The 12,096-nt window shown below is 36.0% G+C and carries 6 protein-coding genes; 1 reads left to right on the top strand and 5 read right to left on the bottom strand.

What is annotated here, in order from left to right; all coding sequences use genetic code 11:
• Nucleotides 1-282: 282 nt before the first annotated feature.
• The gene (locus tag D4A81_RS00515; RefSeq protein ID WP_111524410.1) at nt 283-2,067 is read left to right on the top strand and encodes an NTP transferase domain-containing protein; all 1,785 of its coding nucleotides are present in this window, start codon (nt 283-285) and stop codon (nt 2,065-2,067) included.
• A gap of 55 nt (nt 2,068-2,122) precedes the next feature.
• On the opposite strand, the gene D4A81_RS00510 is transcribed toward D4A81_RS00515, so the two are convergent.
• The 5 genes from D4A81_RS00510 to D4A81_RS00490 all read right to left on the bottom strand — a co-directional run bounded on the left by D4A81_RS00510 (nt 2,123) and on the right by D4A81_RS00490 (nt 12,095).
• Nucleotides 2,123-2,830 (bottom strand): AIM24 family protein, encoded by a 708-nt coding sequence (locus tag D4A81_RS00510; RefSeq protein WP_111524409.1) that lies wholly within the window; start codon nt 2,828-2,830, stop codon nt 2,123-2,125.
• Between the two features lie 11 nt (nt 2,831-2,841).
• Complete coding sequence (locus D4A81_RS00505; RefSeq protein ID WP_111524408.1) at nt 2,842-3,630, bottom strand: TerD family protein; 789 nt, start codon at nt 3,628-3,630, stop codon at nt 2,842-2,844.
• A 33-nt stretch (nt 3,631-3,663) separates the two neighbouring features.
• On the bottom strand, nt 3,664-4,644 hold the full coding sequence (locus D4A81_RS00500) for a zinc dependent phospholipase C family protein (protein ID WP_111524407.1): 981 nt from the start codon (nt 4,642-4,644) through the stop codon (nt 3,664-3,666).
• Between the two features lie 3 nt (nt 4,645-4,647).
• The gene (locus D4A81_RS00495) at nt 4,648-5,400 is read right to left on the bottom strand and encodes an HAD family hydrolase (protein WP_111524406.1); all 753 of its coding nucleotides are present in this window, start codon (nt 5,398-5,400) and stop codon (nt 4,648-4,650) included.
• A 131-nt stretch (nt 5,401-5,531) separates the two neighbouring features.
• The gene (locus tag D4A81_RS00490) at nt 5,532-12,095 is read right to left on the bottom strand and encodes a MucBP domain-containing protein (protein WP_111524405.1); all 6,564 of its coding nucleotides are present in this window, start codon (nt 12,093-12,095) and stop codon (nt 5,532-5,534) included.
• Nucleotide 12,096: the final 1 nt, after the last annotated feature.

Raw genomic sequence — 12,096 nt, 5'->3', positions numbered from 1 at the left:
CTCCTTCTTGAAATCCTTTTAAAAATCTAATGCGTCTGATACGGTACTTTTCAGTCCCACTGTATCAAGACAATCGTAGTATATAACTTTATTCCCTTACTTACAATATATTTTCCTTTTCTGATTTCTTACAAAAATATTACAATTACTACTTTTCTTCTATATATATGTGTACTTATCCCCTTTGCTGTGTTAATATGTTCAATATATATATTTTTTTATACTTTTTGAACTTATGGCATTTTGCAAAACAGAATATATAAGCTTATATAAGGAGCAGTTATGAACAAATACGCATATTTACTAAGAGAAATATTTGAATGTAATACGATCACTCAAAGGGATTTAGCTGAAAAGCTTTCCCTATCTCTTGGCAGTGTTAACAGTCTTATAAGGGAAGCAATAGCATTAAACTACTTAAATAAAAATGAACATGGACTGAACATAACAAGTAAAGGTCTTGACTACCTTTCTAAATTTAAGGTGGAGAGAGCTGTTATCATGGCAGCCGGATTTGGTTCCAGATTCGTTCCGCTTACTTTTGAAACACCAAAAGGCCTATTGGAAGTATTTGGTGTTAGAATGATTGAACGACAAATTGAGCAGCTTCACGAAGTAGGCGTTTTTGATATTGTTATAGTAGTAGGATATCTAAAAGAGCATTTTGAGTATCTTATAGATAAATATGATGTTAAGCTTGTATATAATCCTGATTACTCATCAAAGAATAATATATCCTCTTTACATTACGCATATCAATACATCAATAATACCAATGTCTACATACTTTCTTCAGATAATTGGATGCGCGAAAACATGTACCACCGCTATGAACCATTTTCTTGGTACTCTTCAGTATATATGGAAGGAAGTACAAGCGAGTGGGTACTTGATTTTAATAAAAAAAGAGAAATCACTGAGATAAATATAGGTGGAAATGATACATATGTAATGTATGGACCTGTTTATTTCAGCAAGGATTTTTCCTCTGTCTTTATGCCAATACTTGAAAAAGCTTTTCATACTCCGGGAAGTGATGACTGGTATTGGGAAAATGTACTTATGCGTGAATTAAAGGAAAAGAACTCACTCCTTCCTGCTATGCATATCAATCCTCAACCTGCAAATCAGGTCTATGAGTTTGAAAATCTTGAGGAGCTTAGAGCCTTTGATGATAAATATAAGGAAAAAAGTGGCAATGTTGCACTTGAGCTTATTGCAAAAGTCTTTAATGTCTCAGAAAATCATATAAATGGTCTTCGCACTTTAAAATCCGGTATGACAAATAAATCCTTTCTATTTGAAATAGATAATAAGAGTTATATATGTAGAATCCCCGGTAAGGGTACTGATGTACTAATTGACAGAAAACATGAGTATGATTGCTATATGGCAATTAAAGATTTAAATATTACTGAGAAGATAATTTACTTTGATAAAGAAAGTGGATATAAGATTTCAAAGTTCTATGATGGTTCCAGAAACGCCAATCCAAATGATTCCATAGAGATGGCAAGATGTATGGAACTTTTAAGAACTTTACATGAAAAACATATTTGTGTTGATCATGAATTTAATATAGCTGAAAGAATAGATTATTATACCAAACTATGTGAAGATACCGGTGGTATTTCATTTCATGATGTTAATATTGTACACAAGAATATGGTACTTCTCTTGGATTTGCTGAATGAAATAAAGTCTAAAACCTGTCTCTGTCATATAGACAGTGTGGCTGACAACTTTATTATCACTTCTGATAATAAGATCAAACTCATTGATTGGGAGTATGCCGGTATGGCAGAGCCCATCATAGATATTGCAATGTGTGCTATATACTCCTACTATGATAAATCACAGGCTGATAAACTTTTAAAGAGTTATTTGCAAAGAGATCCCTCTATTGATGAATGTAAAAAACTTTATGCTTACATGGCACTCAGCGGTTATCTATGGGCACTTTGGACAGTGTACAAAGCGAATGTAGGTGAAGAGTTTGGTGAATACTCTCTAAAAATGTACAGATATGCAAAGGACTTTTTTAAAGAAGTGATGAAACTCCAGTAATAAGCTATACTAATTTGCAAAAAGCAGTCGGGATATTCCGACTGCTTTAAATCTATTAATCAATACCGACTCTGACACCACCGCCTCGTTCACTTGGCTGAACCAATACTGTTACAGGAGAATTTCCTGACCACTCAAAGGCATAGGACTCACCTGAGGCCTGACCTATGAAAGTTTTCCAAGATATATCCGCTCTTATCTGTGGATCTCCCATACCACTTTGGCTAAACCAACATATTACCGCATCCGGATCTACTGAAAGTGTATCTCTTGACTTTACATTTGAGATTACCAAAGGATTTCCGTCAGAAAGTAATGCCACATAGGCATTATTCCCTCTACCTACCAATGTAGTAGTTGCAAGTCCCTTTTGTGAGAGTACACCTACTCCTAAGAATCTTACTGAGTAATCACAATCATTTGTAAATGCCAATATATTTTCAGACTCTACAGAAACTGTTTCACCAACAGCAAGCTTATATACTACTACATGCTGTCCGTAATGTGCATAATACGTAGTAGAATTTCCATTCATATTTACCTTCATAAGAGGTATATTCTCGCCCGCAATTCTTCTCACAAACTGTCCTAAGAGTGCTTGACCTATGCTACCTCCAGGTCCAAGCAGCATTTTTTCAAATGAATAATTCTTTCCTCCGGGATTTTCTCCGGCTATAAAGGCACCTGCTTTAGTAATCAAAGTATCTCTTCCCTCACAGGTAACCTTAAGTGTTAATTCGTTTATAACTTCAAATGTAAGCATATTCTCCTCCTTTATATGACCTGTACTCCATAAAACTCACACAGTCCCGCCAAGTCCTTATTTACTCCATTTCCTATTGCATTAAACTTCCAAGATCCGTTATGCAAATACACTTCACCCATCATCATGGAGTTTATATTATTATAGTATTCTTCCACCAAAAAAGATGCAACTTCAATATTTGTCAAAGGGTCTACTATCTGAATATAGGCGTCCATCAGCATACTAAAGTTTAGTGCATTCTCCAATGCTTCATTGATAGACATTACAAAAACTATCTTTTGAACAGCAGGATTAAGAAGACTTGTGTCTATATCAAATACCTCCAATACATTTGCCTGCTCTACATTTCTAAAGCGAACACTATTTTCCGGACTGCTCTCTTGACCATAGAATACAAAATAGTCATCTCCTACAACTTTTCCACTGTTTGAAAGTAAGAACGCCGAGACATCCACATCACAAGATGAATTCTTCACATTCCAGCCAAAGTTTACTCTTATGTCCTTAGAACTAAAGCTTATTGGAACCTTTTGTCCTTTTGAAACTTTCTTTGCAAAATCAGGCAATTTGATATGTCTTGTTGAAACAACATTTTGAGTTCCTCCTACAACCTGATTACCGGCTTGTGGATTTGTACTGTTCTGAGTTCCCTGATTTTGTGGTATTTTCTTCTTATAATAAGATGTATTCAAAATATCCACGTTTTCGGCAGTTAGTACAACACCTTTTTTTTGGTTTAAATTTTCCAAATCGCTTGCACCAATAGATTTGGTTACATTCATTGGATAAATACTCATATTCACCCTTCTTCCTTTAATATATTATTTAATTCAATCAGATCCCACATCAAGCCCTGAATGATATGAAAAGTTACCTATATTTCCCAATAATCTGTGGAAGTCTGTTTCTTCCAGTCTGTCCGGCATTATCTCTGTATTTAAAATCTTAAATATCTCCTCACATCTGGATATACATTTTTCAAACAACTCTGTAAAACTTTCTTTAGAATATATACTATTATTCCATGGATTTATCCAAAGTTCATGTTTTAGATTGAATACTTTATTTATATCAGGCATTTCATCTGACAATATCTTTTGTGATACTATTGGAGCCTTTAAAAATATTGATTCTATTGCATTAATTCTGCCTTTTTTTCTGCCTGTAGGATCTGCTAGAGTCCTTACTCCAAATCTCATTGCCAGTACTGATCTATGGACCATAGCTGATGTCACCCTAAAATTATTTTTATATGTAATAGGATAATATGTCTTATTAATTATTCTACAAAGAAAATCTGAGACAAATTGTATTTCAAAACCATTGAGTGCCAAAGTTGCAGCCTGATTAAACTCTGATGTCTTCTTTTTCTTGTATTTTTTTAAAAGCAAAGTATCTATATCATTTTCCAATGCTGCATGAAGTCCATAAACATAAGCACTGTTTTTCCCTCTTTCATGTCCAATCCTTGCATATATATATGGATGACAAATATAATCTCCCACATAGTGACATAAAAAACCTGCAATATAGCTTATAGCCTGCTGCTGCTTTTGCTTTGAGTCCATAGATTGTATCTCACAAAGTGCATTTGCAAAGAAATCATTCACATGACTTTCATGCATATAAGAGCCTACATTTCTGTAATCTCTATGCCTTAATATGGGTATATTATAAAAGAACATATCAGGACCCTGTAGCCCCAGTTGATACAGCCATCTATATTTGGATATTATATATTTCAGTCCTGAGCTTTCTAAGCCTCCATATGCCTTCAGTCCCAAAATATAATGAGTTGTAAATCCCGGCATTTCTTACTCCTTAATATATTTCATAATCTTTTCCAGATAAAAATCCGAAAAAAGCCCCTCATAATCATTAAAAATATTCTTATTATTTATTTTCAAGTCCTTATGTGCAAAGCCTATATCAGCCAACTCTATCATACTTATATCAAACTTTGTATCCCCTGCTGCAAATATGATATCATTATCTTTACCAAATCCATACTTTATTAAAAAGCGTTTTATCATATTAGCCTTATTCAAAGCTTTTGGCATTATATAAAGCTTGTCTTTATTGTATAAAATATCTACCAACTCTGTATTCAGAAGCCTTTTAAGATCATACACCACTGACTCCATACTATCACATTTTGTAAAAATAAAAAGTTCATAAATATCTCTACATTCAAACTTTCTTCTTTTATCCTTTTCCAAAAAATTAAATGCTTTTTGTTTCTCATTTCTTGAAGCTTTTACTATGGATAAACTTTCTTTATACCAATCTTCAGATACAATACCATTCTCTAAGAGTACTCCTCCGTTTGCACATAAAGAATATCTTGGCAATATACCAAACTCTATTCTGCTGTATTGTATAATGGTCCTAGTGGTAACAGGTACAAATAATATTGATTTATTTAGCCTGTGTAAAAGCTCATATGAATATCTTGACATAAAGCTGTTATCATCACCATCATAAATTTCCACTGAGATTTTATCTTCTATATCTATTTTCTTTGAATAAATCAAAGTATTATCCAAATCCGTAAACAAAATATCCATAGTGGTAGTTTATCACTTTTTTATAAAATAGTCATTTTAAAAAAGTTTTAATTACACTAAATCATTTGGCAGAGCGTGTATATACAATAAAGAACGCTTTGGGAATTTATACTTCCCAAGGCGTTCGTATTTTATCTCTTCCTAAATACTACCAACATTGCTCCACAAGAAGATATCAGTAACATCATATATTTAAAAAGATTCATATCATCTGAAGTCCTTGGTACCGGAAGCGGATCTCTGTTTGAAACAGTTCCTATGGTAACCTTCTTAGGATCTTCAATAATGATTTCAGGTTTTTGAGGTTCAGGATTTGTTATTCCCGCCTTGTTTTCTTCTGTCTTTTCTACAACAGTCTTTGTCGGTCTTATAGATGAATTTCCATCTGAGCCACCTCTACTACTGTTAGACGATGTAGCAATAGATGGAGTAGCCTTTGGTCTGATAATATAATCATTGTTCCTATTATGTGGGTCGGCTATCTGACTTGGAGTAGCTACCTTTATAGGATCCGGATAGATTATAATACCCGGATTTTTTACATATACATAGTTAACATCTATTTGTCCGGTTGTAAATACACCGCTTTCAGCTCCCTCAACTCTAACTAAATGATATCCTCTAATCTCCTTTTCAAAAGTAGTATATGGGAGTCCCAGCTTTCTACTTCCGTCTTGAATCTCATCTACATCTAATTGAATTCCTGCCGGATTTATGTAATGGGCAATTACATCTCCTGCATCTTTTCTACGATAGATATATGTTACTCTTTGGGTTCCCGGATTGAACACACCATTTGCATTACTTGGCATAGAAATCAAATCATAGTATTCAAACTCTTTTAACTCTGTAGTATAAGGTACTCCTATCTGCTCACTACCGTTCAATATTGTAGTTTCAACAAGTGGTACACCATCCTCATCCAAGTATTCTATTATAACATTTCCTGCATCTTGACGCTTATATATATATTCCACTGTAATAGGAGCATCTGTAAACACACCATTTGCATTTGCCGGATTAAGTACAAGGTCATAATAAGGTATGGCTTTAGGTGATGTAGTATAATTTAATCCCAGCATATTTGCTCCGGAAATTACATCTGTACTCTCTATGCTGTTTCCATGAACATCCACATAGTTGACTGTAACATCTCCTGCACCCTTTCTTCTATACAAATACGTTACGCTCTGACTTCCATGAGTGAATAATCCAATTGCATTACTTGGCAATGTGTCTATCTCAAAGTTTGCTATATTCTCCTCACTACTTGTATATGGAAGTCCAAGTCTTTCAGAACCACTAATTACCACCGGATCCATAAGATCACTATTATCATGTACCGACTTATGATATATAGTTACATCTCCGGCATCATCTCTTCTGTAAATATAATTTATTATCTGAGGAATTATGTTAAATGTTCCATTGGCATTTGTTGGCGGAGCTATAAGAATATAATTCAATATATTCTTTTGGCTTGTTGTATATGGCAATCCAAGCTTATTTACACCTGAAAGTACCACTCTACTGTCTAGCTCATTACCATCTCTATCTGTATACAATGTGGTTACATCTCCGGCATCATCTCTTCTATACTCATATGTAACGGTATAATTAACTCCCGGAGTATATGTTCCTGTATAATTTGCAGGAGTTGTATTCACTACAGTAAAGTTAACGATATTAGCCGGAGCAGTATTGTAATTTAGTCCTGATTTCTCAGCTCCTGACAATGTCTCATCTGCTGATAGCTGATTTGTTGTACCGGCTTCATAGTGATGTACTATAACATCTCCGGCATCATCTCTCTTGTAGTAATAAGTTACTACTGTATTTCCACTTGCAGGATAGACTCCTGTGTGATTTGCCGGTGTTGCATTTACCACTGTAAAGTTTGCAATAGTACCTGAATTTGTAATATAGGTAAGACCTGATTTTCCTGTTCCGGATAATATTTCATCAGGCAATAGTGAATTACTTGTACCTACTTCATAGTGATGTATTATAACATTACCGGCATTATCTCTTTGGTAATAGTATGTAACATCTGTAGTAAGTCCTGCTGCCGGATAATTACCGTTATGTCCTGTAGGCGTAGCATTCACTATAGTATAGTATGGTATATTCTGTGGACTTGTACTATATGTAAGTCCTGATTTCTCAGTTCCCGGTAAGTTTTCATCAGGAGCCAGTACACTATTTGTTCCTAATTCAAGATGATGTACCTTCACATCTCCGGCATCATCTCTCTTGTACTTATAAGTCACTTCAACAGGTGTATTACCAAATGTAACTATAGGATTTGCAGGTGGACTTATAAGGTGGAAATGAGGAATAGTAACACTTTGAGTAGTATATGTAAGCCCAAGTTTGTTGGTTCCATCTATCGTTATAGCAGCCGGTGTTCCTCCCGGAGCTTGTGAATATAACTCATTATTGGTACCGTCCTCTATATGATGAATAATGATTGGTGAACCATTATCTCTTTCATAGTAATAAGCTATTTCTATAGGTGCAGTAGTAAAAGTCAATAGCGTAGGACTTGGTGCCTGATGCAAATGATAATTTGGTATCTGTGCAGCTCTATCCTGTGATTGATATGTGAGTCCAAGCTTTCTTGTACCGTCTATAACCTCAGGAGCGACAGCTCCACCCAATGTTGGAACATAGAGTTCTGTAGTAGTGCCCCTCTCATAATGATGTACTGTAATATTCCCTGCATTCTTTCTTCTATATGAGTATGTTACAGTAGTTGTTCCATCACCAAACACTCCATTTGTAGGATTGGTGCTGCTAACAAAATCGTAATTGTCTACAGGAAGCACACTGCTACTCCATGCAAGGCCTTCCTTCTTTGTTCCTGAAAGTACTGTAGGATTGCTTGTCATTGTTGTACTTCCAAGGCTTTCAGGTCTGTTTAAATTCGCACCGGTATCCATATCTATGTACTTTATAGTCACATCTGCTGCATCATTTCTCTCATAAAGATATGTCACAGTTTTTTGTGTAGCATCAAATGTACCACTTACCGGTCCTGTAGGTGTCCCTACCAAATGGAAATGTGGTATTGCATAACTTCCTGCAGTACTAATATCTCTTCTATGCGTCTGATAAGTATTACCCATCTGCCTTGTACCTGAAAGTACTTCTGCTGCCGGTGTGGCTGTAGCAGAAACTGCATATAACTCATTTGTAGTTCCACTCTCATAGTGATGTACTGTAACATCTCCTGCATTTTTTCTTAAATAATGATATGTAACTGTTGTGTCTGCAGTATAACTTCCATTTGCATTTGCAGGAAGATTTGCAGTATCCACTTCAAAATTTGGATCTGTAGTGATTGCCGCTGTTGTATATACAGTATCTCTTGGCTCTCTTGTAACCACATCAGCAACAAGATTGCTTCCGTCCTCATCCTTGATATGTTTTACCGTAAGATTATAAAAATCCGTCTTAAGTCCAAGGTTCTTGATAGCACTTGGATTATCTCTAGTTAGGCTTATATCCACCGTTGACCATGGTGTATTAGGTATTGGAGTCTGACCGGACTTAATTACAGATGCCTTTGTAGTAAAAGAAGTAAAATCATTTCCTATCACAGTGGCACTACTTGCTACACTTGGAGCGGCAAAACTGTCACTGGTCAAGTTCTCCACATAGAGCTTATAATTTCCTGCATTACTGAGCTTATTTGTAAATGAAATATTTCCGTTTGAATCTGTTGTTCCTGATTCAACCACTGTCTCATTTCCTGTTGCATCAAGCTTTACAAGTATATATGGTCTGTTTGCAATATTTAAATCAGTGCTGTCATAAGTTCCGTTATTATTTAAATCATAGAAGGCATGAGTTGCAATATTGTACTTATGAGTACCTACCTTTGAGTCGGTAAACTCATTTGCACCATCTACATTGTTACCTCTCCATGAAGATACAGAGTTATTTGCAGTATCTGTAGCAAGATTATCCTTGGTATCAGGCATCTCCACCTTATAATTAAAGAGTACCTCTTCTCCTGCCGTTATACTCTGTCCCGACTTTAAATCGGCCTTAAACATGGTAACTGATGACCAGTCTGTAATACTTGCGGCAGGTAACCATGTCGCCCCGATATTTCCTTCTATCGTAGCACTTGGAGCGTCTGTAGAATAGTAAATATCAAACTTAGAGTTATTGGCAGTCACTCCCGATATAACCTTCGGATATATTTTTGAATCTCTGTCAAGATAATTTCCGCTGCCGTCTTTTACTATAAATTTATCATTTGCATATGGGAAGACATCCATTACATGAAGATTTTCCACCTGGTCATTGGTATTATTCCATACTCTAACCTGATAATCTAAGATATCTCCCTTATCGGCCTTTATACTTGTTTGGTATACACTGTCTGTGGAAAGTTTTACTTTCTTTCCAAGCACCATTGCCTGTGGAGGTACAAAGGTGTAGTTATATGTCAATGTAGAAAGTCTGTCTGTTGTATTTCCGTTATTATTTGCATCATATGGGTCAAGAAAATCCGCATTATCTGATGAGTATATTATACCCGGAGCTGAACTTGCAGCAAATGTAGTGTTATTATCCCAGCTGAGTATTGTCTTTATCTGATGAGGTCCTGCATCCAATCCGGCACCGGCCTTAAACGAAACTCTGATACGGTCTAATACACCGTTTATCTGATTACCGTATCCCGCTACTTTAGAACCGGGGAATGTAAGGTTCGTAAGTTCAAACTCATACGCTGTCTTTCCGGCATTTCCCTTATAGTTTTGTATAACTGTCGGATTTGGGTTGAAGTCAAAGTAATTTGCAGTAAGGGTTCCGTGAGTTGAAACAGCATTATCAAATATAAGATCTGAATCTACCACCACTACAAGCTTAGGATTTACTGCAGGTCTGGCATCCCACAGTACACTCCAATACTGTAATCTCGGTACTACTGTTAATCTTCCTCCTGTACTTATTGTAGATGTCGCAGAATTTCCATTGATGGACATTCCCTCACTTATAAGCCTCATATTTGCAAACGGATTTCTGATATAGGCATCCGCATTTGAATATCCAAGCTCTTCATCATTTGAGTTTCTAACTCTACCAAAGTTTCTTACTACCTTATAATGTGTATCATTTATATGGGCATTCAATTCATTTATAAATGCTGTATGAGTGGCCGGTGTAAGCTTTGTCTGCACAACAAGGCCAACCGCTTCTTCATCAAATTGTGATATTGTAATATCATCATCAAATATTAGTCTGTAATACCTGTATGATGCAGGTGTAGGCAACGTTGTAGGTATTGAATTCTCTCTGTATTCTTCAGAAGAATTTGCAGAAATCGGCACAATATCGGTAGCAAGAGTTGTCCAATTACTTCTGTTATTTGAAGCCTGTAATTTATTATGTGAGAGTTTTGCCAAATCAGCCGCACTAAGTCTTTCAGGTCTTACCCTAAGCCCATAGCCCGTCAATAAGCTGCTCATCTGTGGCTCATCTTCTATTATTCTAAATTTAACGCTTGTAGCCGATGTCGGTCTGGTACCGCCAAACTGATCTACATTTACAAGATAGTTATATGTTAAATCACTATCTCTTGAAACATTACTTCCACCTTCTCCAAGCAGAGTCTTTTTAATACGTATTCTTCTGACATATCTTGCTCTATAATGAAGTTGCCCGTATCTTCTTGTGGAGTTATCAAGTGTTCCGTCCGTATTTACTAAAGTGGTTGTCTGTTCGAAAACTGCCAGAGTCCAATCATTTAGCTTAACCTCCTGATTTCCATTCCATTTAACAGAAAATGGCGGTCTGATTCTGGTCGCAAGCCCTTTATCAATTTGTTGAGTAATAGTATGGTCTGCACTGTTATATGTCCAGTTTGCATTATTCGGTAAAGATGGATCCCAAACCGCATTATCTGCCAGTTTTATCTTAAACTCTACCTTTCTCTTATCCATTCCGGCTCCTACACCTGAAGGTACAAGTGATACCGCACCATTGTTTACATTTGCCGGACCTGCATAACCGTCTCCGCTCATAGAGGTAACAAAACTTGTAGACAATCTGTTGTGAGCAGCATTTGTTTCATCATCTGAAACATACTCTTCTCTTATATTTATAGTAGCAAGAGTTGCAGAAGCTGCATCATTTGGGTAAAGTATTCCTACCGGAAATGTCTTTGCTGTAAACTGACTTGTTGAACTTGCCAAAGGAGTATCTGTTGCCGGATTTTTACCTGACTCAAAAAGCTTTACAGGAACATTGAAAACCTCTCCGTTTTGTACAGATGCATTTTTTAAAGTGAGCTTTATCGGTACTGCTGCGTATCCGGTGTCAAGTCTACTGTAATTTATCTTTATAATATAGTAATTAGGATCATTAAGTATATTTACACTTGTGGCTCCTGATGCCAAAGTAATATCAGATGCCGCCGGATTTGAAAATATACTCTTATCCAGATACACATATGTAAAAGGATTGTACAATGTTGACACTGCTCCCGAAAGAGTATTTGTCACATAGTAAGACTCCTTCTGCCCTGCCATAGCTGTAGTCTGTCCGGTTATAGCATATCTGATATCCGTAGTTATCGCACTACCTCCTCCGGTAGCATGGACTATTCTCGGTGATGGCAATAGTGATAGCAGTATTGAAAAAACAAGTAATAAAAAGTAGTGTACTGATTTTTTTACCATA

This window comes from Lachnoanaerobaculum umeaense, from assembly GCF_003589745.1.
GTDB classification, from domain to species: Bacteria; Bacillota; Clostridia; order Lachnospirales; family Lachnospiraceae; genus Lachnoanaerobaculum; species Lachnoanaerobaculum umeaense.
Note: the sequence above shows the minus strand (reverse complement) of the source record. Positions and strands in the feature narration are given on the sequence as shown.

Bases quoted from the DNA above. Each gene is read 5' to 3' on its own strand.
- D4A81_RS00515 (WP_111524410.1), top strand. From the start codon at position 283: ATGAACAAATACGCATATTTACTAAGAGAAATATTTGAATGTAATACG.
- D4A81_RS00510 (WP_111524409.1), bottom strand. From the start codon at position 2,830: ATGCTTACATTTGAAGTTATAAACGAATTAACACTTAAGGTTACCTGT.
- D4A81_RS00505 (WP_111524408.1), bottom strand. From the start codon at position 3,630: ATGAGTATTTATCCAATGAATGTAACCAAATCTATTGGTGCAAGCGAT.
- D4A81_RS00500 (WP_111524407.1), bottom strand. From the start codon at position 4,644: ATGCCGGGATTTACAACTCATTATATTTTGGGACTGAAGGCATATGGA.
- D4A81_RS00495 (WP_111524406.1), bottom strand. From the start codon at position 5,400: ATGGATATTTTGTTTACGGATTTGGATAATACTTTGATTTATTCAAAG.
- D4A81_RS00490 (WP_111524405.1), bottom strand. From the start codon at position 12,095: ATGGTAAAAAAATCAGTACACTACTTTTTATTACTTGTTTTTTCAATA.